The sequence below is a fragment of the Enterococcus xiangfangensis genome, assembly GCF_005405365.1.
Lineage (GTDB): Bacteria > Bacillota > Bacilli > Lactobacillales > Enterococcaceae > Enterococcus_A > Enterococcus_A xiangfangensis.
Genome location: NZ_BJDX01000005.1, coordinates 66,590 through 92,272 on the forward strand (window position 1 = coordinate 66,590; position 25,683 = coordinate 92,272).

At 39.7% G+C, this 25,683-nt stretch carries 21 protein-coding genes and 1 riboswitch; of the genes, 6 read left to right on the top strand and 15 right to left on the bottom strand.

The annotated features are described in order from the left end of the window. Window positions 1–131 precede the first annotated feature (131 nt). Together FFM68_RS07430 and FFM68_RS07435 are read left to right on the top strand one after the other, a co-directional pair. Complete coding sequence (locus FFM68_RS07430) at window positions 132–455, top strand: DUF960 domain-containing protein (protein ID WP_137608919.1); 324 nt, start codon at window positions 132–134, stop codon at window positions 453–455. A 106-nt stretch (window positions 456–561) separates the two neighbouring features. Then, window positions 562–1,920, top strand: coding sequence for an MATE family efflux transporter (locus tag FFM68_RS07435; protein WP_137618753.1), 1,359 nt, complete (start codon window positions 562–564; stop codon window positions 1,918–1,920). A gap of 189 nt (window positions 1,921–2,109) precedes the next feature. Here the strand turns inward: FFM68_RS07435 and FFM68_RS07440 are convergent, their stop codons facing one another. The 4 genes from FFM68_RS07440 to rpsO form a co-directional block, all read right to left on the bottom strand. Then, a complete protein-coding gene (locus FFM68_RS07440) occupies window positions 2,110–2,631 on the bottom strand; it encodes a flavodoxin domain-containing protein (RefSeq protein ID WP_137618754.1) in 522 nt (173 codons plus the stop codon). A gap of 104 nt (window positions 2,632–2,735) precedes the next feature. Beyond that, the gene (locus tag FFM68_RS07445; protein WP_137618755.1) at window positions 2,736–4,733 is read right to left on the bottom strand and encodes a KUP/HAK/KT family potassium transporter; all 1,998 of its coding nucleotides are present in this window, start codon (window positions 4,731–4,733) and stop codon (window positions 2,736–2,738) included. Window positions 4,734–5,025: 292 nt separating this feature from the next. Next, a complete protein-coding gene (gene pnp / locus FFM68_RS07450) occupies window positions 5,026–7,155 on the bottom strand; it encodes a polyribonucleotide nucleotidyltransferase (RefSeq protein ID WP_137608922.1) in 2,130 nt (709 codons plus the stop codon). Between the two features lie 353 nt (window positions 7,156–7,508). Then, entirely contained in the window at window positions 7,509–7,778 is a 270-nt protein-coding gene (gene rpsO / locus FFM68_RS07455) for a 30S ribosomal protein S15 (RefSeq protein ID WP_088934178.1), read from the bottom strand. 264 nt (window positions 7,779–8,042) lie between these two features. Here rpsO and def point away from each other — a divergent pair, with 264 nt between their 5' ends. Continuing rightward, window positions 8,043–8,606 carry a peptide deformylase gene (gene def, locus FFM68_RS07460; RefSeq protein WP_137618756.1) on the top strand — a complete coding sequence of 188 codons (564 nt, stop codon included), beginning with the start codon at window positions 8,043–8,045 and terminating at the stop codon, window positions 8,604–8,606. Window positions 8,607–8,635: 29 nt separating this feature from the next. Here def and FFM68_RS07465 read toward each other — a convergent pair whose 3' ends face one another. The 8 genes from FFM68_RS07465 to FFM68_RS07500 form a co-directional block, all read right to left on the bottom strand. Next, window positions 8,636–9,163, bottom strand: a complete 528-nt coding sequence (locus tag FFM68_RS07465) for a transcription repressor NadR (RefSeq protein WP_137618757.1) — start codon at window positions 9,161–9,163, stop codon at window positions 8,636–8,638. Further along, on the bottom strand, window positions 9,156–9,998 hold the full coding sequence (locus FFM68_RS07470) for a chorismate mutase (RefSeq protein WP_137618758.1): 843 nt from the start codon (window positions 9,996–9,998) through the stop codon (window positions 9,156–9,158). The genes FFM68_RS07465 and FFM68_RS07470 overlap by 8 nt, the downstream gene beginning before the upstream one ends. 60 nt (window positions 9,999–10,058) lie before the next feature. Beyond that, window positions 10,059–10,757: an NAD-dependent protein deacylase gene (locus tag FFM68_RS07475; protein ID WP_137618759.1), complete on the bottom strand. Its 699-nt coding sequence runs from the start codon at window positions 10,755–10,757 to the stop codon at window positions 10,059–10,061. Window positions 10,758–10,842: 85 nt separating this feature from the next. Then, entirely contained in the window at window positions 10,843–11,793 is a 951-nt protein-coding gene (locus tag FFM68_RS07480; protein WP_137618760.1) for a transketolase family protein, read from the bottom strand. A gap of 1 nt (window position 11,794) precedes the next feature. Next, a complete protein-coding gene (locus FFM68_RS07485; protein ID WP_137618761.1) occupies window positions 11,795–12,637 on the bottom strand; it encodes a transketolase in 843 nt (280 codons plus the stop codon). 14 nt (window positions 12,638–12,651) lie between these two features. Then, a complete protein-coding gene (gene ulaA / locus FFM68_RS07490) occupies window positions 12,652–14,016 on the bottom strand; it encodes a PTS ascorbate transporter subunit IIC (RefSeq protein WP_137618762.1) in 1,365 nt (454 codons plus the stop codon). Window positions 14,017–14,039: 23 nt separating this feature from the next. Further along, window positions 14,040–14,321: a PTS sugar transporter subunit IIB gene (locus tag FFM68_RS07495; RefSeq protein WP_137618763.1), complete on the bottom strand. Its 282-nt coding sequence runs from the start codon at window positions 14,319–14,321 to the stop codon at window positions 14,040–14,042. After that, window positions 14,321–16,354, bottom strand: coding sequence for a BglG family transcription antiterminator (locus tag FFM68_RS07500; protein ID WP_137618764.1), 2,034 nt, complete (start codon window positions 16,352–16,354; stop codon window positions 14,321–14,323). The genes FFM68_RS07495 and FFM68_RS07500 overlap by 1 nt, the downstream gene beginning before the upstream one ends. A gap of 339 nt (window positions 16,355–16,693) precedes the next feature. Continuing rightward, window positions 16,694–16,867, top strand: a riboswitch (Lysine riboswitch). A gap of 124 nt (window positions 16,868–16,991) precedes the next feature. On the opposite strand from FFM68_RS07500, the gene FFM68_RS07505 reads away from it, so the two are divergent. From FFM68_RS07505 to FFM68_RS07515, 3 genes are all read left to right on the top strand, one after another. Next, entirely contained in the window at window positions 16,992–18,587 is a 1,596-nt protein-coding gene (locus tag FFM68_RS07505; protein ID WP_137618765.1) for an ABC transporter permease subunit, read from the top strand. Between the two features lie 97 nt (window positions 18,588–18,684). Further along, window positions 18,685–19,428 carry an amino acid ABC transporter ATP-binding protein gene (locus FFM68_RS07510; protein WP_137618766.1) on the top strand — a complete coding sequence of 248 codons (744 nt, stop codon included), beginning with the start codon at window positions 18,685–18,687 and terminating at the stop codon, window positions 19,426–19,428. Window positions 19,429–19,741: 313 nt separating this feature from the next. Continuing rightward, window positions 19,742–21,244, top strand: coding sequence for a helix-turn-helix domain-containing protein (locus FFM68_RS07515; protein WP_137618767.1), 1,503 nt, complete (start codon window positions 19,742–19,744; stop codon window positions 21,242–21,244). A gap of 769 nt (window positions 21,245–22,013) precedes the next feature. On the opposite strand, the gene FFM68_RS07520 is transcribed toward FFM68_RS07515, so the two are convergent. The 3 genes from FFM68_RS07520 to purR all read right to left on the bottom strand — a co-directional run bounded on the left by FFM68_RS07520 (window position 22,014) and on the right by purR (window position 25,600). Further along, the gene (locus FFM68_RS07520) at window positions 22,014–22,985 is read right to left on the bottom strand and encodes a ribose-phosphate diphosphokinase (protein ID WP_137618768.1); all 972 of its coding nucleotides are present in this window, start codon (window positions 22,983–22,985) and stop codon (window positions 22,014–22,016) included. A 97-nt stretch (window positions 22,986–23,082) separates the two neighbouring features. Then, the gene (glmU, locus tag FFM68_RS07525; RefSeq protein WP_137618769.1) at window positions 23,083–24,450 is read right to left on the bottom strand and encodes a bifunctional UDP-N-acetylglucosamine diphosphorylase/glucosamine-1-phosphate N-acetyltransferase GlmU; all 1,368 of its coding nucleotides are present in this window, start codon (window positions 24,448–24,450) and stop codon (window positions 23,083–23,085) included. 331 nt (window positions 24,451–24,781) lie between these two features. Then, window positions 24,782–25,600 (bottom strand): pur operon repressor, encoded by an 819-nt coding sequence (gene purR / locus FFM68_RS07530; RefSeq protein ID WP_137608936.1) that lies wholly within the window; start codon window positions 25,598–25,600, stop codon window positions 24,782–24,784. Window positions 25,601–25,683: the final 83 nt, after the last annotated feature.

A 25,683-nucleotide genomic window follows, 5' to 3' on the forward strand; every position in this document is an offset into this window, starting at 1 on the left:
CCTCTTCAAAAATTATTTTTTAGATATTGAGCGTAATGAGTGGTTTTTTTAGTCAAAAAGAATTACAATTAAACACTACAAAGTTTATTTGTACTTTAAGTAAGTGATTCCAACTAAAGGAGGAAACATCTATGTTTGAAACATTTGATTCGAAAAAAAGCCGTTATGCCTCTGTCGGTGTGGTATCCAGCTTGCCAGGCGAGCTGATTGATAGTATCTGGTATATCATTGACTTAGACTTAAAGGGATTGATTCCCTTAGACAATATCTTAAGTTTTGATCTGGTCAACAACGACGGCCGTGTCACGATGCACTTTTCACAAGAAGGCAGTGAGGTTGAAATGGGGATCGATTTGCCATTTGGCTATTCTTACGATTTCCCACAAGAAGTCTATGCTTATGACGACGGCAGCCGTCAAACGATCTTGTTACCAAACGAGATTCGTCAACGTTAATTTATCAGACAGCCTTAGAGGTTGTCTTTTTTTTGGCAAAAGATTTGTTTCCGATAATTTTTGTGGTACGATCAAGCAGAAAAAATTATTAGAGAGCGGGAAAAAAATGAAAGAATTGACGCACGGGAATCCAGCAAAACTAATTATTTTGTTTGCCTTGCCGTTGTTTGTAGGAAATGTTTTTCAACAGTTTTACAGTATGGTCGATATGGTCGTCGTTGGTCAAACATTAGGCAAGGAAGCGCTGGCAGCTGTAGGCGCTACCAGCAGTGTAAGTTTTTTGATCATTGGGTTTGCGCAAGGTTTGACTGCTGGTTTGTCAATCATAACGGCACAGCGCTTCGGGGCGAAAGATGCCCAAGGTGTCCGAAAAAGTTTTGCGACCTCCATTATCATCAGTCTTGGCGTAACGATTGTTTTAACGACAGTAAGTCTCGTCTTCTTACGCCCTTTATTGCTCTTGATGCAAACTCCGCCTGAGCTTTTAGATCAAGCACAGGAATTTATTTCAGTGATCCTTGGCGGGATTTTTGCCGCAATGAGCTTCAATCTCTTATCAAATATGGTCAGAGCCTTGGGTGACAGCCGAACACCGCTGTTCTTCTTAGCATTTGCGGTAGTAGTCAACGTGGTCTTGGATCTGATTTTTATTACTCGTTTTCATATGGGCGTCGCGGGTGCCGGTTACGCTACTGTGATCGCGCAAATTTTAGCTAGTTTGATGTGTCTTTGGTTCATTCAACGAAAGATCCCTTTACTGCAAATCAGTCGCAAAAATTTTGTTTTTGAAAAAAATGATTTTCGGGTTCATTTGAACGCGGCACTGCCGATGGGATTTCAATCTTCGATCATTGCAATTGGCGCAGTCATCTTACAGGCGGCTCTGAATACATTAGGAACCGATGTCGTAGCGGCTCAGACGACTGCCAATCGTATCGATCAATTTGCTATTTTACCGATGATGTCTTTTGGTATCACTATGGCGACTTTCACCGCCCAAAATTTAGGCGCGAAAGAATACGGTCGGATTTTGAAAGGTGTAAAACAATGTTTAGTGATGAGCGGCGCCTTCAGTATCTTTGCGGGGATTTTAGTGATAACTTGCGGTCATTATTTTGTCGCTCTTTTTGTCAACCGCAGCGAAACGCAGGTCTTTGAACTGGCACAAGTCTATTTCAACATCAATGGTTCCTTGTACTGGATCTTAGCTATTTTATTTATTTTGCGTTATACCTTGCAAGGTTTAGGCCAAGCAACGATTCCCACGATCGCTGGGATTATGGAACTGGTCATGCGTTCCTTTGCTGCGATCATCTTGACGAATGCCTTTGGTTTTATCGGAGCCGCCTTTGCTTCACCACTGGCTTGGATCGGTTCGACTGCCGTCTTGTTAGCTTCATATTTCAAAGCGATGCATCATTTGAAACAGCTAGATCAGGCACAGCAACTCAAAAGCGAGGCATAGGACTCTTGATGAAATTTTTAACAACGGCGTTAAAAGAAGTCACGGCAAAAAGAAATAACTTCAAGAAATAAACAGACCCTCCCCAAAATCGCTGCTCAATTTTCGTGGCCTTTCAGCTTATTTTAAAAGATACTAGAATACCGATTATTCCAAAAAAATGGAGGTGACAAAAATCTTGTCACCTCCATTTTAATTTTGGATTTTTTCTGCAAAAGCCACAAAATCAATGACAGCTGGCGATGTTTTCTCGAAAGCTTGCAACATCATTTGAGCTTGAGCATCTAATTTTTCAGGTTTTTTCTTTTTAAAAACTAACAGCATTGGTTTAATGAGCATTTTGTGTTTCAAAGCCAACGTTTCATAATTTACCGCACCTTGAAGATGGTAGATTCCTCTTAATTCCAACTGTTTTTCCGCGATTTTTTTACGCAGCGGTTGTTGAAGCTCGGTAAGCAACGTGGGATGGGCTGGATCGGTCATTCCGACTGTCACAAGGGTCAAACGATGTTTCTCCGGTTCCAATACTTGCAAAACTTTTTTCAGTCCCGTCATACGTCCAGCATAAAGCGCGCCGACAAAAACTACTTCCGGTTCGTCGATGTTTCGCGGCAGCTTGCGGTAATCAACGGCAGCAGCTCCCATGATCGCCGCTAATTTTTCTGCATAGTTCTTGCTTGTTCCATATTGTGTTCCGTAAATAATCAAGCTCATTTTCTCCACCACCCTTTTTTTAAGTATAACAAAAGCTGCGATCACAACAAAAATTATTGCTGTAATCGCAGCTTTAAATAAACCGTGAGAAGTAATTTTCAACTTTATTGGTTTCGTTCTTTCAACCAAGTCTTTCTTGTCTCACCGACAACTAACGGTACTGTCTCATAGGTGACTTCGCTGTATTCAATTCCGAACCAGCGTTCTGGCGTTACCGCATGATGTTTGATTGCAAGCCGAGCTTGCATAACTTGACGGTCCCATTTATCAATTCTCGTCATATTCGACAACTCTTCTTGGATCATTACAAAACGAAAATCTCCGACTTCTCGGCCTGGTGTCAATGAATAGTGCTGCGGTTGTTTTGGCAATCGGCCTTGTTTCATCAAGTCATGAATGATCTGACGCAAATAGACATTGACTTCTTGCGCGATTCGGAAACCTAAATACAGTTTTACTTTCACGATGAAATCAGTTCCCATCATGTCAACACTGTATTCTTCGGTATAAGGCTCATCAGTCACTTCGACATTGACGAACCAATAAACTTTTGCTCGTTTCAAACGTTTATCTAAAATTGAATAAACAAATTGTTGCGGAATCATGTCTCCTTCTAAACGAGGAACTAAGAAAACGACATTGGTTTGGTAATAAGGGATCGTATCGTCTTCGTGCAGCTCTTGTAGTTGCGGCAGATACTCTTTCAGACTGACATCTTGGCTGGCGTCTTCTTGGACGCGATTGCTGCGATGCCAAATATACATGATAGCTAAGATCAGCAAAGCCATTGCTACTGCTACAAAACCACCATGGAAAAATTTCGTGACACTTGAGATAAAGAAGAAACCTTCTAATGTACCAAAAAAGAGCAGCATCAAACTAGCTAAAATTTTTGGTGTCCCATTTTGTAGCAAATAATGATACAGCAAGAAGGTCGTCATCAACATGGTGACGGTGATCGATAGACCATAAGCCGCCTCCATATGACTAGAAGTCCGGAACGTTAATACGATCAATGAACAGGCTGCCCATAAGATCATATTGACCGCCGGAATGTACATCTGTCCGATACTTTTCCCGGGATAAATGATCCGCATTCTTGGCAACAATTTTAATTTGATTGCTTCAGAGACTAACGTGAATGAGCCGGAAATCAATGCTTGCGAAGCGATGATCGCCGCGATCGTTGCAAAAACAACACCAAAAATCATCCAACCTTCCGGTAAAATTTGGAAAAATGGATTTAAATTTTCGATTCCTTCAATCGCTGGATTGCCTTTTGCGTGCAAGATCCACGCCGCTTGCCCAGCATAATTCAGCATCAAGCAAAGCAAGACGTACGGCCAGCTGAAATGAATATTCTTCTTGCCGACATGGCCCATGTCAGAATACAACGCTTCGGCACCCGTCGTTGCCAAAAAGATACTGCCTAAAATAAAGATCCCTATTTTATTATTAGGATCAAACAGCAAGTGGATCGCGTAATAAGGATTCAATGCTCGAATCACACCAAAATCATAAGGGATATTCAAAAGTCCCATCAATCCTAAAAACGTGAACCACAAAAACATGATTGGTCCAAAAGCTTTGCCGACAAAATCAGTTCCAAAACGTTGAATCAAAAATAAAAAGAGCAAGATCACTAATGTAATGATCACAATAATATTTTGATTATTGCCAAACTCTTGATAAAAACTTGGTATCCCCCGCAGACCTTCGATCGCAGTCGTCACGGTTACCGCTGGCGTCAATACACCGTCAGCTAACAAGGCCGCACCGCCGATCATCGCTGGCACGATCAAATATTTCCCGCCTTTACGCACCAAAGTATATAAAGAGAAAATTCCGCCTTCACCGTGATTGTCCGCCCTTAAAGCAATCAATACATATTTGACTGTCGTTAAAAGCATCACCGTCCAAAAAACTAACGAAACGGCTCCCAGTACAAAATCTTGCGTAACTGTACTCAGCCCGCCATTTTCTTCTAAAATAGCTTTCATTACATACAGCGGACTCGTTCCGATGTCTCCGTAAACGACACCTAATGTGATCAATAACCCAGCTGCTGAAAGCTTTTTGGCATGATCTTTCTTTTTTTCCATTTTGCACACTCCTATTACAGTTAACTACTGAATTTCTCTTTCATTTTTGATACTCGTTAAGTTTTATATTTATTGCAGCAACTGCTTGATCAGAACAATTGAACTAAAAAAAGACCTAAACAACAGCTTTCACTATTGTTTAGGTCTTGCAAATTATCTCTTAGACCAGCGCTAAACGCTAGATGTTGATCTAAAAGCATAGAAGCGATTCTATGTTGCTACTCCCCTAAAACTTATCTCGTATTATCCAGTCTGCAGAGAGAATTGTCAACGAATATCCTCAGAATATAGACTATTTTTCTTCTTTTTTGCTTTCTTCGTCTTTCAATAACGCTTTGCGCGAAGCATTCACACGACCTTGACGATCGATTTCTGTTACTTTGACTAATACTTCGTCGCCTAATTTCACAACATCTTCTACTTTGTTTACACGTTCATTAGCCAGTTGTGAGATGTGGACCAATGCGTCTTTGCCTTTAATCAAGTTTACAAACGCACCAAATTTTTCAATCCGAACGACTTTACCTAAGTAAACTTCACCGACTTTGACTTCTTTCGTTAATTCTTCAATGATCTTGATGGCTTTTTTGATCATATCTGCATCAGAAGAAGCGATGCTGACATTTCCATCTTGATCGATGTCAATCTTCACGCCGGTTTCATCAATGATACCGTTGATTGTGTCGCCGCCTTTACCGATAACTGTCTTGATCTTATCTGGGTCGATTTGGATCATTTCAATTTTCGGTGCATATTGGCTTAATTCTTCACGTGGAGCAGCTAACGTATCCGTCAACACTTCAAGAATTTCCATCCGAGCTTTTTTCGCTTGCGTCAATGCTTCTGTCAAGATTTGTTCAGTGATTCCTTGGATTTTGATATCCATTTGTAATGCAGTGATCCCTGCTTTCGTTCCGGCAACTTTAAAGTCCATATCGCCTAGGTGATCTTCCAACCCTTGGATATCTGTCAAGATTGTGTAATTTTCGCCATCAGAAACAAGTCCCATCGCAATCCCAGCAACTGGTGCTTTGATTGGTACACCCGCATCCATCAAAGCCAATGTTCCGGCACAGATACTTGCTTGTGAGGAAGAGCCGTTTGATTCCAATACTTCCGCTACTAAACGGATTGTATAAGGGAAATCCTCTTCACTTGGAATAATTTGTGCTAACGCACGTTCGCCCAATGCTCCATGTCCAATTTCACGACGACCAGGAGATCCGGCACGTCCTGTTGAACCAACAGAAAATTGTGGGAAGTTATAGTGATGGATGAATCGTTTGCTTTCAACGGAACCTAAACCGTCAATGATTTGATGTTCGCCAAGCGGCGCCAATGTACAAGCAGACAATGCTTGCGTTTGGCCACGAGTGAACAGCCCTGAACCATGAACACGCGGCAATAAACCAGTTTCAGCAGCCAACGGACGAATTTCATCCAACTTACGACCATCTGGACGGATTTTGTCGATCGTGATCAATTCGCGAACAACATCTTTTTCAAGATCCTCAGCGATTTGTTTCACTTCTTTTGTGATTTGAACGATATCTTCAGTTTCGACTGCTGCAAATTTTTCTGCATAGACTTCTTTGACCGTTTCTTTTACTTTTTCGATCTCGTCTTCACGTGCCAATTTGTCCATCGTCATAACAGCTGTTTTCATTGTTTGATAATAGCTGGCAAAGATTTCTTTTTTCAATTCAGGATCGACTTGCAATAAAGCAACTTCCATTTTTTCTTTGCCGACAGCGGCAACGATTTCTTCTTGGAAAGCAACTAATTCTTTGATAGCGTCAAAACCGAATAACAATGCGCCTAACATGTCTTCTTCAGAAACTTCTTTTGCACCGGATTCAACCATGTTGATTGCTTGTTTTGTTCCGGCAACAGTTAAATCAATATCTGATTCTGCATGTTGTTCTACTGTAGGATTCAATACATATTCGCCATTTACACGACCAACATCGACACCTGCGATTGGACCGTTAAATGGGATGTCTGAGATCGATAATGCTAATGAAGAACCAAACATCGCTGCCATTGAAGGGGAACAATCTTGTTCTACACTCATAACAACATTTGTTACTTGTACTTCATTCCGGAAGCCATCCGCAAACATTGGACGGATCGGACGGTCGATCAAACGGGCTGTCAATGTTGCTTCGGTACTTGGACGACCTTCACGTTTGATGAAACCGCCAGGGATTTTCCCTACTGCATACATTTTTTCTTCATAGTTGATCGTCAATGGGAAAAAGTCGGTATCTTTAGCTTCTTTTGAAGCGACTGCCGCACTTAATACAACTGTGTCGCCATAACGAACTAATACTGCGCCATTGGCTTGTTTGGCAAGTTGACCGATTTCAACTTGCAGAGGGCGTCCGCCCCAAGTGGTTTTAAAAACTTGTTTTTCTGACATAATTTCTCCTCTTCCCTTTGACCAGTGCGACGCTACTAAACAAATGGAAACAGCGAAAATTTCGCTTCTTGCATTTGGTTAGTAGAGTGACAACACGCCAATCAAAGGTTTTTTATTTTTCTGAGCACTCTCAGTGTTAGATTGATTTAGAAACAATTAGCGAATACGTTGAGCTTTACACTATCATCCAGCAGTCTACTCATTTTCAAATTATTTTTCTACAAATAAGAAAAATGAACGGATCTTCGGATGCATAAAGTCTATTGCTAGAACACAAATGTTCACTACTGCAAAAAACCAAACTGTCAAAAAAAGTGAGATTCCTAGGAACCTCACTTTCATAGTAGTACGAATTAACGACGTAGTCCTAGACGTTGGATTAATTCACGGTAACGTTGTACTTCATTCTTACGTAGGTAAGCTAACAAGTTACGACGATGACCAACTTTTTTCATTAGACCGCGGTATGAATGGTGGTCTTTTTTGTGGACACGTGCATGCTCATTTAGTTGATTGATTTCTTCCGTTAATACAGCGATTTGTACTTCTGGAGAACCAGTATCTCCTTCATGGCGAGCAAATTCATTGATGATTTCGTTTTTACGTTCTTTTGATAATGCCATGGTTTTCACCTCTTCCTTTTTTCTTCCTATGACTGAGTAAAGCGTTGGTGAATCGCCTAACCAAGTGATAGGTAGTGCGTTATACACACTTTAACACTTTACTTGATTTGTTCCAAAAAATCAAGCTGTACACTAATTTAAGCCGATTTTTTATAATCATTATATTTTTTTAAAGACGCTTGCTGACAAAAATATTTTTTTTACCTTACTTACTTTTTGTGTTAAACTAATATGATGAAATCATGTCTGAGAGGAGACTTTTTATTGATTACAATGGATGATATTATTCGGGAAGGCCATCCAACCTTGCGGGCAGTTGCCAAAGAAGTCCCGCTTCCTCCAACTGCTGAAGAAGTAGAGCTTGGAAAAGAAATGCTGCAATTTCTTAAAAATAGTCAGGATCCCGTAAAGGCAGAAGAACTGCATTTGCGCGGTGGTGTCGGACTGGCAGCTCCCCAATTAAATATTTCAAAACGGATCATTGCTGTCCACGTTCCAAGTATTGATCCAGAAAAACCAGAAAATGGACTTAGTACTGTGATGTACAATCCAAAAATATTAAGCCATTCGGTCCAAGAAGCTTGCTTAGGTGAAGGCGAAGGATGTTTATCTGTTGATCGTGAAGTACCAGGCTATGTTGTTCGTGCGGCACGGATCACTGTTTCTTATTTTGATGACAAAGGGGAAAAACACAAGATCCGTTTGAAAAATTATGAAGCAATCGTTGTACAACATGAGATCGATCATATCAACGGCATCATGTTTTACGATCATATCGATGAGAAAAATCCATTACATTTAAATGACGGCGTTTTAGTCATCGAATAATGGATCCAAGCAAAACAAAACCGTCACGTTTACGCGTGACGGTTTTCTTCATATAAAATACCTTTTTCCGAAAGTGCCTGTTTGATTTTTGTTAGAACCTCCAACGATTCATAAGCAATCGTGTGCAGATGGATTCCTGCTGTCAGCTCTGACAACAGTGTCACACCTGAACTGTCCGCTTCTTTGATGAACATGGCAACGTCTTGCACTGTCGCCAAATGCAGACCGCCGACTAATTCACCGTACAAAGGATGCTCCACTACGACATCAATGACTTCGCCGCCTTGCTCGATGATCGTTCGCAGTTCTTCTTCTGTCTGTTCAGGCGTATGCTGAACGGCCAGTTTGCTGATCAATTTTTCAGATTCACGTTCTAATAAATACCCGCGTGCAGTGGCGATGATCGTCGCGCCGGACGCTCGCAACAATGCCACGTCGCCGACAACGATCTGACGGCTCACGCCAAATTTTTTCGCAAAACTTGTTGCGCTGATCGGTTTTGTTGCCTGCTGCAAGGCAGCTAAAATAGCAGCTTTCCGCTGATCACCATCAATCATCTTGTTTCAACCGCCCTCCTTGATAGTTTCGCGACTGTTTCATAATATCTTTGAAGGTCTCAACGATCGTCTCACGATACTTTTCATCTTGCACCAAATCCGCTACATTTTTCAAAACTGTCTCTTCACGACTAGTGTCTAAGACTGCTTTTTTTGTCTGTGCTTTGTAAGCAACAACTTCGCTGACTGCCGACATCCGTTTTTCTAATAATGCTACGATTTCACGGTCGATGTGATCAATCTTTTCCCGCGCTTGGACCAAGGCATCTTTTTCAGGTTCTTCTTCGATTGTTTTGATAATCTGTGCAGGATTTCCGCCGACCACGACATTGTTTGGAAATGATTTAGTCACCACGGCCCCCGCAGCTACGACTACATTGTCGCCTAGCGTTACGCCAGGAACAATTACTGCCGAGCCGCCGATCCAAACGTTATTGCCAATTTTGATCGGTTTTCCTAGCTCCAACCCACTATTACGCTTCACCGGTTCAATCGGATGGCTGGCCGTATATAATTGAACATTCGGACCAAACATACAATTGTCACCGATTATGATTGGACAAGAATCCAAAAAGATATTGTGAAAGTTACAATAGAAGTTTTCTCCTACAAAAATATTGTAGCCATAGTCAAACGAAATCGAAGGCTCCACATACACATGTTTTTTCGTTCCGCCAAACGCTGCCTTTACAAAGGTTTCCCGTTTTTTCTTATCTTGTTCATGATTGATCGCATGTAATTTAACACGAGCATCTTTTCGATCAGCTATTAATTCAGGATCCCCTGCAAAATATAATTTGCCGGCAATCATTTTTTCTTTTTCAGTCAGCTCCATTACTTGCCTCCTAGTTAGTATTTTCAGCTAATATTCTGCGTCTTCAACATCGCCGCCAGTTTACAATTTTTCAAAAACCGCTACGCCATTTGCTTGGACAAAATTGTTGTCGCCCGCCAATTGGATCGGTGTTTGGTTGATCACCAAAATTTTTGCCGCGCTACTTTTTTCATAAATTAAATCACAAAATGGATGAACTTGGAAGCTCGTTCCAACAATTACGAGCAACTCCGCTTCTTTGACTGCCCTTATCGCTTGCTCAATGACTGACTCTTCAAATCCCTCACCGTACAAAACAATATTCGGCCGAATCTGTCCGCCACAATCCTTGTGCCGATCTGACTTTAAATAGTCTTGCCAAGCCACCGCCTGATGACATTTTTGACAATAACAATCATAAAGCGATCCGTGAAAATTCACCAGCCGCTGACTCCCAGCCGCTTCATGCAACCCATCAATATTTTGCGAAACGACCCAAGTCTTTTTCGTTTTTTCCAACTGTGCCATCGCTTGATGAATAACATTTGGACGCGCTTCTTCATGATACAAATGTTTCACGAAACCATAAAATTTCTCCGGTTCCCGCAACAAACACTCTTTGCTCAGTAAATACTCCGGCGCTTCCAAGCCATGATACACCCCTTGCAATGAACGATAATCCGGCACCCCTGAAGGCGTTGAGACACCTGCTCCTGTTAAAAATGTAATGGCCTTACTTTGCTGAATCATTTCTACCGCTCGCTCGATCGTAATTTCCATTTTTGTCACCTCACAAATAAGTATAGTATAAAAAGAGAGAAAATAAAAAGAGACCCCTGTCAAAAAAGACAGAGGAAACTTCTTTTTACAAACCTGTGATTTGTTCTAAAATCTTTTTCGTAGTTAAACCAAACTCTTCTTGTAAGAAACTTGGTGTTCCAACCTGACCAAAAAGCTCATTAACACCAATGCGTGTCAATGGTATCGCTAATCCGTTATCTGCTAAAACTTCAGCAACGGCACTACCTAATCCGCCTGTGATTGAATGATTTTCAATGGTTATAACAGCCTTTTTCCCAATAAACCGTTCGTTCAATAATGTTTTGTCGAGCGGCTTGATGGTAAACATATCGATTACCTCAGCTGAAATGCCTTTTTCTTCTAGTGCTTCTGCGACTTCTAATGCCTCAGATACAAGTTGTCCCGCGGCAACAATCAAATAATCTTGTCCCTCACGTAACAAATTCCCTTTACCAAGTTCAAAAGTTGCTCCAGGTGCATAAATATTTTTTACACCTTTTCGATTTCCTCGAACGTAATGGACACCATTTAGTTTTGCAAACTCTTTGATGATCCAATCCATTTGTACCTCATCAGCCGCATCACAAATGACGACATTTGGAATCGATCGTAATAATGCGATGTCTTCCCACGTTGTATGTGTACCACCATTATGACCTGCCGTGAAACCTGGATCAGAACCGTAAATATTAATGGTATTCTTTGCATAAGCACCAGAAAGATACAGTTGATCTAATACTCGTCGTGTCGCGAAGGGACCAAAAGTATGGATAAATGGTGTATAGCCCGTCAAGCTTAGTCCTGCTGCTACTCCAACCATATTGGCTTCTGCAATCCCTACATTAATAAAATGATCAGGTGAGCTTTTGACAATATCTGTCCATTTACTTGCTCCGCCAAGATCTGCATCTAGTGCAACAATTTTTTCATTGCTTGATATCAAATCTTTTAAAGCATCAACGACCGTTACTCGTAATTCTTTTCCAACCTCATGATTATCTGCTAATGTAAACATATTAGATATGCCCCTTTCTTAATTCTTTTAGGGCTTTATCTGTTGCTTCTTGCACAGCTACACTGTTAAATTTAACTGAATGATTTGCATCCATTTCTTCAAAGAATTTTACACCTTGCCCTTTAATGGTATCCAAAACGATACAAACAGCTTGATCTTCAATTTTTTTACAGTCTTCGATTGCTTGATCAATTGCTCCTAGATCATCGCCTTTTACTTTTTGGGTAGCAAATCCGAACGCACGCATTTTTTCTGCTATATCAAAAGGATTTAGAATATCTTTTGTTGTTCCATCCAATTGTTTTTTATTCTCATCAATGATTACAATACAGTGATTTAACTTGAAGTGAGCGATATACTGGAAGGCTTCCCAACATTGGCCTTCATTCAATTCTCCATCACCTACAATTAAATAAACATAATTTTCACTGCCTTGCATCCTCAAACCAGTTGCGATTCCAGCTGCTAACGAGGTCCCTTGCCCTAATGAACCTGTGGTAGCATCGACCCCAGGAGTTTTTATCCGATCAGGATGTGAGGGTAAGTTTGTTCCGCCTTCATTCAAAGTCCATAGCCACTCTTCTGGGAAGAAGCCGACTGCTGATAATGCACTATACAAAGCTGGACCTGCATGCCCTTTTGATAGTACCAAACGATCCCGCTTTTCCCATTTCGGATTTTTAGGATCATAGGTCATTTGTTTCCCATAAAGCACAGCTAATAAGTCAGCAATGGAAAGTGAACCTCCAATATGTCCTGATCCGACTTTACGAATCGCTTCGATACTATTGATTCGAATTTTTGCCGCCAAGTCTTCTAATTCTGCAGTTAATTCTTTATTCATTTACTCTTCTCCTCTTATTCTGAAACAGCGTCAACTTTTTTATTTTTAAAGAAGACAGTTAAACCAATTAGGACCGCTAGCACAGCAATGATGCCTGAAATAACTGCGATTTGTCCACCGGCGTTAGCCAAGTTTCCTAAAAAGATTCCTACAACTCCGTAATCAGTATCTGAGAAAGTTGAGCCTTGGAAACCTAAGTCACCCATGACTGGCATTAAAAGAATTGGCATGAAGCTGATAATAACTCCGTGAACAAAAGATCCAATCACAGCACCACGCAATCCACCCGTCGCGTTACCATATACGCCCGCAGTTGCACCACAGAAGAAATGAGGAACAACTCCTGGAATAATAACGGTCGTGCCTGTAAGAACCATGATTACCAAGCTAAAGATTCCGCCAACAAAACTTGTCAAGAAACCAATCAATACAGCATTTGGTGCGTAAGGGAAAACAATCGGACAGTCTAATGCTGGAACAGAATTTGGAACCAATCTTTCTGAAATACCTTTAAATGCTGGGACAATTTCCGCTAATATCAAACGAACTCCAGCCAAAATAACAAATACTCCAGCTGCAAATGAACCTGCTTGTTGTAATGAATAAATAATATAATTTGTACCATCACTTAAATTCTTCGTAACAAAGTCATTTCCTGCAAACAATGCTACGATCACATAAACGACCGCCATTGTTAGAGTGATGCTGACTGTTGAATCCCGTAAGAACGACAATCCTTTTGGAAAGTTGATATCTTCGGTCGATTTTTCTTTGTTACCGACATATTTCCCGATCAGACCGCTGAGTGCATAACCAAAATTTCCGGTATGCCCTAATGCAACGGTATTATTTTTAGTAATTTGTTTCGTAAATGGTTGGGCGATTGCTGGAAAAATCGTATTAGCTATTCCCAATGCCAAACCACCGAAAAAGACTAACGGAACCGTTCCCATTTTTGTTACACTCAAGATTACCGCGATCATACAAGACATATATAGAGTTGCATGACCTGTTAAATAGATGTATTTAAAGCGTGTGAATCGTGCAATCAAAATATTAAAAGCCATTCCTACTAACATAATAAGTGCTGTATAAGTACCATATTTCGTCAAGGCCAATGCAACAATTGCTTCATTGTTAGGCACAACTCCTTGCATATTGAACGCCGCTTGAAACATTTCGCCAAAAGGTGCTAATGACCCTTCAACAACTCCAGCTCCAGCAGTTACAACTAAGAACCCAACAAAAGTTTTAATTCCTCCCTTAACAATTGATGCAGTGTCTTTCTTCTGCAAAACATTTCCCAAGACTGCAATCAGCGCAACTAATAGAGCTGGCGTACTTGCAATATCAATTAATATATCTAAAATCCCGTTCATTTGTATTCCTCCTGTTTAATTGATTATAATAAGTCTTTTTCTTCGCAAACAGATTGAACTTTTGTTTTTAATTCATCCATATCGATGATACTGTCTAAGACGATAACCTCTCCCAAATGTTGCGCGCTATCAGCTAAGTCAGATCCGACAAAAAAGACATCTGCAAGGTCGGGCGTTGCGCTTCCCATGTCATAATGTGAAACTTCCACATCACTTACTCCTAATTCTTTCAAAACACTGTTGATATTCATTTCTACCATAAAGCTTGATCCTAAACCTGATCCACATACTGCCGCAAATTTCATTATTCATTCTCTCCTCTAGCTAAAATAGTCATAATTTCTTCTTTTGTTGTTGCTGCTAATAAATCATCTAAGTTTTCTCGATTAGATAATAATTTAGTTAAACTCGATAAGGCTCGTAAATGGGCTTCATTGTCGATTGCCGCTAGACAAACAAATAATTGAATGTCGTGCTTTTCATCATCTAGCAATAAAACCGGTTTTTCCACCTTCAATAGTGACATCCCTAATGCTTTGACACCTTCTTCTGGTCGTGCATGAGGTAAAGCAATACCTTTACCAATATGAATAAATGGTCCATATTGTTTAACTTTTTCGATCATAGCATCTGAATAGCGGTTCTCAATTTTTTGGCTGTCTACCAAAGGCTGTGCCGCTAAACGAATCGCCGTTTCCCAATCAGCAACTTCATCGCTGATTTGAATCATTTCTGGAGTAATAAGTTCTGTTAGCATTGGACGATTGTCCTCCTTTTGTTCAATTAATCGATTCATTTTTTTATTCAGTACTTTGTATAACTTCTCCTCTGTCACACCTTTTTTCAAGTCAATATATGGACTTAACGCTTTGATGATTTCCTCAGCGCTGGGCATTGAAAAACCGGGAACAAGCAACTCTTCCTGAACTTGATTGATCAATTGATTTTTTTCTAATTGCGACATCAATGGTTTGACAAGGTAGACACGTTTTTTACTATTATCTAAAGGAATCGTTGAGAAAACTACATCGTACTCTTCTTCCGAAACACTCTGCAATTGATTCACCGAACTCGCTTCCTGAAAATGAATAGTTGAGAACATTTTTTTTAATTCTGTTTGTAAAATTAATGAAGAACTAATTCCACTTGGACAAACAATCAATGCTCGTATTTCTTTTTCAACCGCCTCAGCTTGTTGATTCGTAATCTCTCCGCCAAATAAAATTGAAAAGAAACCAACTTCTTCGATTGGAATTTTTTGTTTCATAACTTTTTCTAGCGGAGCTAGAGCTTTTTTTGTGAAATCAAAAATCTCTGGATAATCCATTTGAATATTTTGAATTAAAACATTGGGTAAATAAAAGCCAAAATGAATCCGAAAATATGCTGGAACAAGATGATAAAATAAGTTCATTAACAATTCTCGGAAGTTTGAAAATCGAATTGCCGAATAATTCTCCATACGATGGATTATTTCAGCTGAGCAACTCAGCAAAAAATCTAATTGTAAATCACGAATTTCACCTTGTACGATGGTCATCAGTACAATTGTCATGTATCCTACTTCATCTGGGCTTCCTCCATTAAAAAAGATCTGAAAGAAATTCTTACTAGCTTGATAAACTGTTAATGATTGTAAAAGATTCAGATCAGCTAGATCAATCAAATACTGTTGTTGGATCCGTTTGTAGGATAACCCAATCAATAAACTAACTTCATCGATCCGGCTAGGTACAATAGTCAGTCCCAGCTCACTTGTCTGTTTTTGAATCACATCACGTATTTTGGCATAAAGCGTCAGATCAAATTGATTCAACCAGTAAAATAAACCAAATTTACCAACAGTATCTTGTACTAGGCGTGCAACATAATTTTGTGCAACACGACGAATTTCTAATTCATCTCCAGCTAGAAAAAAACCTTCTTTTCTGGAATAAACAAGCTCAATTTTTTGTGTAATTAAATGTTTACGAAGTTTCTTAACGTCGGCAATTGCCGTCCCCTTCGAGATCTCTAGAAAATCCTGAAAGTGAAAAAGTGATAATTCTTCAAAAGCAGAGTAACTTAGCAAGTAAATTAATGCCTGCCGTTGTTCTTCAGAATATACAAAATACTCTTGTGTTGCATTCACGAGCTTTTTAGTCCATTGTTCTGTCGTTATCGGTGTGATAAATACTTGTTGTTCTTCGGTACCAACAATTGACTCCATAGTCAAATTTAATTCTGCCAATTGAGTCGCGATCTCTCTAGCAGATAAACCGGTTTGTTGTGTCGCTTCTTTTAATGTTACGTAACGATTAAAATTGTTGGATAGGAGATAGCTTATCTTGTAATTCACTTTCTCCTCACCTCCTGACTAAAGTATAGGTTGTAACCGTTTTATTATCGACTGTTCTTCAGTACAATTTACGTTTCAAAAATTCATTTGATTGTACCAAAACCATTTTGGATAGATGTATTGCAATACATAACCCTATCATTAACCATTAAATTTATCAGCTATATCTTGCCAAAAAAATTCGAAAAACGGACTTTTTTAGTCTTTTTAATTAAATAAATTAATATTAATTAAAAAAATGAAACATTTTTTTATTCATTTCAAATGGTTTCCATTGACTTTTTCATTTTTAGCCTTTAGACTGTGAAACATAATAACTGAATACGAGATGCCTCAGTACAATGAGGTAGAGGTCGCGAACCTTATTAACCCTATGGAGTGTAGAGACACGTTGAGATAGGTCTAGGAAGTTTCGCCGAAATATGCAGGATTCTCTTTGTTCTGTATGTTGGGACGCAAGCAAATAACTTGCGGACTGTCTTAGCAGTGATGCTAAGTTGCGCTATGTTTTTGTGAGAGGGGATACCATCTTCTTATTATCTGCAAGCGGCCTTATATTCAAATCGGCGGCTTTTTTTGTTGCAGATTTTCAAAATCACCCTTACCCAATCTCGTCATTTCAAGAAAGGGAAAAATTATGAATAAAAGAAAAGCTTCAGTTGTCGCACTTGTCGCATTGTTTGTCGCATTTTTAGGCGCACCGCTGATCACGCAGGCTGACGAAAAAACACCTGACGGAGAATTACGTGTCGGAATGGAGGCTGGCTATGCACCGTTCAACTGGACGCAAAAAGATGATCGAAATGGTGCTGTACAAATTCAAGGAGACAAAGCATATGCCAGCGGCTATGATGTTCAAATGGCGAAAAAGATCGCCGAGAAAATGGATCGCAAACTAGTCGTTGTTAAAACCGAATGGGATGGTCTGCTGCCTGCCTTGCAATCAGGCAAAATCGATGCCATCATCGCTGGGATGTCGCCAACTGCTGAGCGTCGCAAAGAAGTTGATTTTTCTGATCCTTATTATGAATCACAACTAGTCATCGTTACACGCAAAGATACAACTTATGCAAAAGCGACTTCTATTAAAGATTTTGCTGGTGCAAAAATTACTGCACAATTAAGTACGTTTCATTATGATGTAATTCCGCAGATCCCTGATGTGAAAAAACAAGGTGCGATGGATAATTTTCCAGCGATGCGGGTCGCTTTAGAATCTGGCACGATCGATGGTTATGTCAGCGAACGTCCTGAAGGTGTGACAGCTGAAAGTGTTAACCCAGATCTAAAAATGGTGGAATTCGATGAAGCAAACGGCTTCCAAACAAATCCAGAAGATGTTCAAGTTTCAGTCGGTATGCGTAAAGGCGATACGGACATCGCGCAAGTGAACCAAATTTTAGCTGGAATCTCACAAGATGATCGGGTCGATATCATGGACCAAGCAATCAAAGATCAACCAGCAGCAGATGAAACAGAAAGTTCGACTGGTAAAAAAGAAAATGTTTTTGTTCGTATCTTAAAACAAAATGGTTCGATGTTCTTACGTGGAACCGGTGTAACTTTATTGCTGGCAATCGTTGGTACGACCGTCGGAACATTGATTGGATTATTAGTCGGCGTCTTTCGGACAATTCCCGAATCAGCGAACCGCGCAAAACGCGGACTGCAAAAAGTTTTCGGCTGGTTGTTGAATGCTTATATCGAAATTTTCCGCGGAACGCCGATGATCGTTCAATCCGCTGTGATCTACTACGGAATCGCGATGGCTTTTGGGATCGATTTGAATCGGATAGCAGCCGCTTTGTTCATTGTTTCTATTAATACGGGTGCCTATATGTCTGAAATTGTTCGCGGTGGGATCTTCGCCGTTGATCAAGGACAATTTGAAGCCGCTCATGCAATTGGTATGACTCACGGGCAAACGATGCGCAAAGTCGTTTTACCGCAAGTATTGCGCAATATCTTGCCGGCAACGGGGAATGAATTGATCATCAATATCAAAGATACTTCCGTATTGAGTATCATCTCTGTTTCCGAATTGTTCTTCCAAGGTAAATCAGCAGCGGGAACAAACTACATGTTCTTCCAAACATATTTCATCATTTGTGTGATTTACTTCGTCTTAACATTCACAGCTTCTCGTATCCTGCGGGCAGTTGAGAAGAAAATGGATGGTCCTTCTGCCTATGTTCGTTTAGACGATACTGACGCAGCAGTTGAAGACAACTAATTTTCATCCATTTTAATTGGTAAATGTTGCTTTGGATTTAGTGAACAGCTGAAGTTTCAGCAGAAATGATTGATTGAATCGTATAAGGAGGATCATTATGAGCAGTATCATTGAAATTGAACATCTGAAAAAAAGTTTCGGCGATAATCTCGTCTTAAAAGATATCAGCATGAACGTCAACAAAGGAGAAGTCGTGACCATCATCGGTGCATCCGGTTCTGGTAAATCGACGCTGCTGCGTTGCATCAACTTATTAGAAACACCGACTGACGGAAAAATCATGTACCAAGGAGAAAATGTTTTAACACCCGGTTATAACTTGCCAAAATACCGGACGCATTTAGGAATGGTTTTCCAATCATTCAATCTCTTCAACAATATGAATGTTTTGCAAAACTGTACGAGTGGGCAAATGACTGTCTTAGGCAGAAAAGAAGCCGAAGCCAAAAAAATCGCATTGGAAAACTTGGAGAAAGTTGGTATGGATCGTTTTATCGATGCCAAACCTGCACAACTTTCCGGCGGACAAAAACAACGGGTCGCGATTGCACGTGCTTTATCGATGAACCCGGAAGTAATGTTGTTTGACGAACCAACTTCTGCACTTGATCCAGAAATGGTCGGCGATGTATTGCAAATCATGAAAAAGTTAGCTGGAAGCGGCTTAACGATGGTGATCGTCACTCACGAAATGGCTTTTGCCAAAGAGGTTTCTGATCGGGTAATCTTCATGGATAAAGGCGTTATTGCCGAAGAAGGTAGCTCAGAAGACATCTTTGTTCATCCGAAAGAAGCCCGAACCAAAGAATTCTTACATCGAGTATTGCATCCACAACCTTAAAAAAACGCGACAGGGGCTCCTTCTGTCGCGTTTTTTAATAATATACAACAATAACACGCGTGAGTGTTCAAATAACCTGGATAAAAATAAGAAAAATGAACACAATTTCCTTGTTCAGAAACGCTATCAATCGCAAGCTGGTCGTTTTTTGCGTTCTTTCTTAGAAGAGCATGAAAATTATTTTTTCTTGTATAATTTTACCGGCTCTTTATCAATTAATAACTGACAGGTTTATGTAAATAAAGTACAATATAAGAGAATATACTTAAAATAATTCAGATTAATAACCTTATTTAATAAAGGGGGAAAAAAGATGTTATACGAGGAACTTATGTTTGATACGTCGCTCCTCTTACGTTTTAGTATCTTTAAATACTTGAACCAATCGACTAAAAAAGTTTTGGCGATCAGCCAATTGTCAGAAGACTTAGATTTAAATTATCAACAAAGTGTTATCGAATTAAATGAAATAGATCAAGAATTAGCAGAGATTCGGCCAAATTATGAAACGATCATGATGCGGGCAGGTAAAGTAAACCTGGAAAATTTGAATGCTTCGATTGATGAGTACCGTTATCACTTGCTGAAACAAGCGGTACCTTTTCAATTTATTCTATATTTCTTGAATGAAGAAGAACCCACGATCGAACAGTTTTGCGAGAAATACTTCGTGAGCCGCTCCACCGTTTCCCGTAAGATCGATAAACTAAAAAAACATTTGAAACGTTTCAACATTCGTTTTACTTATACCGAAGCCGGTATGTCTGGTGACGAACGCTTGATTCGGTTGGCTTTGTTTGACCTTCTGTGGCTTGGAACCCGCGGGATCGAGTGTCCAGTAAACGTTGAGCCGCATCAATTGAGTCGGCTGGTCGACAGTTATAAAGATTATTTCCCGCTGTCACGGACCTATTTTGGTACGCAAGAGCTTAGATTGTTCGCTGCTATCGATTTGACCCGCATCAAAAATAAAAAATTTGTCAAATACGATCCGCGCTATAATTTCTTGATGAAAGACAATTCATATTATGATTTTACTTCATTGCGTGAGTTGATCGATGTCCCTATGACGACGCGTCAATTGAAAGGCGAAGCTAGCTTTATTTATTTCTTAGCACATTTTGCGCCATTCTATACGATTCGTGAGGATCAAAGTTTAAAACAAACATTGCTTGATTTTGATGCTAGACAAAATCCCGTGAACGACTTTGTCATGGAGTTTCGTAATTTTGCGAAAAAAGCATTGTTCCCTGATCGAACAGAAATAATGGATGATCCATTAGTCATTGGTAATCTGTTGAATATCACTTTCGGTTACTTTATTTTCCGGCAGCCGTTTCCAAATATCATCGATCTAGTAATGGATCCAAATGAGAAACAAACGCGCGGAGAATATATTTTATTCCAAAATATCCAAAATTTTATCCAAATGGCAAAAGACAATCCGTCTTACAGCTTTATCAGTTCCGTTCATCCATTGATTACACGAGCGTTCAAACGATTATTGTTGCCATATTTCAATCAGTTTCCTTATACACATAATCTAAAAATCGGAATCGCCTTAGAACACAACGCGATCTTCGTTCGCGAACTGTATCGTTTCTTAGAAGATCTGCGCTTTATCGATGCGGAGCCGTATGATATTTCCTTAAAAGATGATTATGATTTGATTATCAGCACTTCTTCTCTGCTGAAAAAAGAAAAACCAAATATTCCATTATTTCAACTGGATTTTCCTTATACGAAGAGCGAACTTATCTCCTTGTATTTAGATCTGCGTAGTATTTACGACAAAAAGAATCGAGTCTACGAATAGAAATCACTAGCTTCAAGAAATAAGAAAAGAGTGTGACAAAATTTTTGTCACACTCTTTTTTTGATAAATTTGTGCATCTTTTTAGCGCTTCAGCACAATTTTTGATAATTAATAGTTTCGCTATTCTTTCATCACATTTTATTCATAACTAGTTGCTATTATATAGACATACCAACAAACAACCCTAATACTTTTTCATTTTTTAACTCCTTTACTCATCGGCCACCCACCGATGGGTTCTTTTTTTATCCGCTCGACAGCCGAAAGATCTTCCATTTTCTTTAAAATTAGTTTGTTTTTATGCCAAACTTCATTCACAAATAATTCACAACTGGTTGCTATTATATAGACATACCAACAAACAACCCTAACACTTTTTCATTTTTAACTCCTTTGCTCATCGGCCACCCACCGATGAGCTCTTTTTCTGCATTATTTACTTATCCAATTAAATTGCATTTTCTTTAATAATTTTTAATTTTTTTGACAAACTTCGTTCACAAATAATTCATATTTAGTTGCTATTATATAAACATACCAACAAACAACCCTAACACTTTTTCATTTTTTAACTCCTTTGCTCATCGGCCACCCACCGATGAGCTCTTTTTTTGTTGACTCAAAACAAAATTCCTCTCTCGTCTTTGTCGACATATCCTTATAAAATCCTTTAAAAATAATTTATCCGACTTAAGCAACAGAAATTACAAAAATTGGACTAACCGTACAAAAAAATAGGTACCCCGCATGGAGTACCTATTGGATAGAACTATTTTTTAGGTGTTTCAAATAATGGACTAACTGGTTTGTTTTCGTGGATCCGTTTGATCGCATCGCCCATCAATTCACCAACACTGATTTCATCAATTTTATCGATTTTACGTTCATCAGATAAGTAGATTGAATCCGTCACAACTAAATGTTCGATGGCTGAATCTTGGATCCGTTGCATTGCTGGACCAGATAAAACAGGATGCGTACATGAAGCATAGACTTGTTTTGCGCCAGCTTCTTTCAACGCATTTGCAGCTAGTGTGATCGTACCCGCTGTATCGATCATATCATCGATGATGACACAAGTTTTGCCATCGACTTTTCCGATAATATTCATTACTTCAGCAACGTTTGCTTTCGGACGACGTTTGTCGATGATCGCGATCGGTGCTTTTAAAAATTCTGCCAATTTACGTGCGCGCGTTACGCCGCCGTGGTCAGGGGATACGACAACAACATCATCGCCGTAAATTCCATTTTCCAAGAAATAATTAGCAATCAATGGTGCACCCATTAAATGATCCACAGGGATATCAAAAAATCCTTGAATTTGAGAAGCATGCAAATCTAAAGTCAATAGCCGTGTTGCACCAGCTTTTTCAATCATATTAGCAACAAGTTTAGCCGTGATTGGTTCCCGTGCACGTGCTTTACGATCCTGACGAGCATAACCGTAATAAGGCATTACGACGTTGATTGTTTTTGCACTCGCCCGTTTTAAAGCATCAATCATAATCAAAAGTTCCATTAGATTATCATTTACAGGACTACTTGTTGACTGAACCACATAGACATGGCAGCCACGAATACTTTCTTCAATGTTTACTTGAATTTCACCATCACTAAATTGGTTTACTGAACTTTTTCCTAGCTCAACACCAACCTCTTCGGCAATTTTCTCAGCTAAGTGACGATTTGAATTCAAAGCAAAAATTTTCAATCTTGGATCAAAATAATGTTTCGACATGGGGACCTCCACTTTCTTTTTAAACATACGTTATCGATTATATACCATTTCAAATAAAATACTAGTCATTTCCATTTAAGAAATCAAGAGATTTCCCTTAGAATGGCAACCGGTTGGCATAGCCGGCTTTATTTATTTGACGTGCACGCGCGATCGCCATATCGCCAGCAGCGATGTCTTCTGTAATCGTTGAACCCGCCGCCGTCACGCTGTTGTCTGCAATCGTGACCGGTGCGATAATATTTGTTCCAGAACCGATGAACACGTGGTCACCCACAGTTGTATGATGTTTGTTTTTGCCATCGTAATTGACAAATACAACGCCGCAGCCGACATTGATGTCTTTGCCAAGTGTTGCATCCCCGACATAAGTTAAGTGGCCAACTTTGGTATTTTCGCCAATCGTCGCTTTTTTCACTTCTACATAATTACCGATATGCGCATTTTCGCCAATTTCTGCCTGCGGACGTAAATGCGCGTTCGGACCGACATCCGCATTTTTGCGTACAATAGCTTCTTCTAAAACAGACGCTTTGATTTCCACCGCATCTTCGATCGTGCTGTCCACAATTTTTGAATGAGCTCCGATGATACAATCTGAACCGATCACGGTATTTCCTTGGATCAGTACACCCGGTTCAATAATTGTATCAGAACCAATCTCAACCCCAGCATCAATATACGTCGTTGCTGGATCAATAAATGTCACCCCATTGACCATATGTTGACGATTGATACGGCGACGCATGATCTCATTAGCCGTGGCTAAAGCGATCCGATCGTTCACACCGATTGATTCTTCAAAATCATCTGTTTGATAAGCCGCAACTGTTTGGCCTTCATTTTTTAAAATTTCAACGATATCCGTTAAATAATATTCGCCTTGCGCATTATTCGTACCAATTTTTTCCAACGCTGCAAATAACTGTTCATTATCAAAACAATACGTTCCCGTATTGATTTCTTGTACACGTGCTTCTTCCGCTGTCGCGTCTTTTTGTTCGACGATTTTTTTCACGATACCAACATGATCCCGTAAGATTCGGCCATAACTGGTTGGATCCTCTGCGTGAGCCGTTAAGATCGTTGCACTCGCTTTTTTTCCTTGATGATAATCAAATAGATTATTCAACGTTTGCGTTGTAAGCAGCGGTGTATCTCCGCTAATAACTAAGGTCGTTCCTTTTTTTCCTTTTAAAAATTCAGCAGCTTGCATGACCGCATGACCCGTTCCTAATTGTTCCGCTTGCAGCGCATATTCGCTGCGCTCGCCCAACTGTTCCTTGACCATTTCTGCACCATGTCCAACAATTGTTACGATCTCAGTCGGCTGTGTTTCGATTACTCGTTCGATAATATGTTCCACCATCGGTTTTCCTGCAACCGAATGCAAGACTTTATATAACTTTGATTTCATTCGGGTCCCTTTACCCGCTGCTAAAATAATCGCATAACGATTTTCCAAAAGAAGTCACTCCTCATTCATTTTAATGAAATAATTTTCTGATAAAATTATCTCTGATTTTCATTCCGTATACCATTCCACTACTATACTACACAAAGTGGAACTGGCATCCTCATTCATTTTAATGAAATAATTTTCTGATAAAACTATCTCTGATTTTCATTCCGTATACCAGTTCACTACTACACTACACAAAGTTGAACTGGCAGTCTATTTTGATTTAATGATTATTTACTTTTGTCTTTTATTATTTTACTAGCCTGACGCAAAAAAGGCTAGCCGGTTAGACTCTTTGTAAAAAAGAATCCAACCAGCTTAGCATTTCTTTCAGCTATTTATCAAAGCAGTTGCCGGGTACAACCGTAATTGTTTTTGTGCTTGTATCAACATCTTGCACAAATAATAATGAGTTGTAGTCGTCGATGGCACGTTCGCCCTTAAACTTAGATTCAGCAAAGACTGTGATCCCTACAAGCTCGGCTTCAAATTCTTCAATTAAGCTCTTCATGCCGTTGACGGTCCCGCCGCCTTTCATGAAGTCATCCACGATCAAGACTTTTGAACCACGTTTCAAGCTGCGTTTTGACAACTCCATTTTTTCTATCCGCTCAGAAGATCCTGAAACATAATTCACACTAACTGTTGAGCCTTCCGTGATTTTAGAATCACGTCGAACGATCACAAACGGCGCATTCAAATAATAAGAAACAGCTTGGGCGATTGGTACGCCTTTTGTCGCAACCGTCATAACTGCATCAACTTTTTTATCTAAATATTGAGCTGCAATGATTCGACCAACTTTACGTAATAAGTCGGGTTGTCCTAACATATCAGATAAATACACATACCCGCCTGGCAATAAACGATCTTCCTCTGATAGACGTTCAGCTAAAGATTCGATATATTCTTGCGCCTCTTCATCCGTAATACTCGGTGTAAAAACGACACCGCCGGCAGCACCAGGAATTGTTTCTAAAAATCCTGTTCCTCGTTCTCTGAAAGTCTTTTTAACAATGGCTAAATCTTCACTGATTGAAGACTTCGCCGAATCATATCTAGCTGCAAAAAAAGTCAATGGGATCAAGTCGTGTGGATGATCCAACAAATATTGTGTCATGTCGATTAATCGTTCGCTTCGACGCACTTTCACGTAATTCACTCCTATTTCATTTTAGTATAATTATTTTTCAGCGCGAAAAACAATTCTGATTCTCACTGTCTGTCATTGCTTTC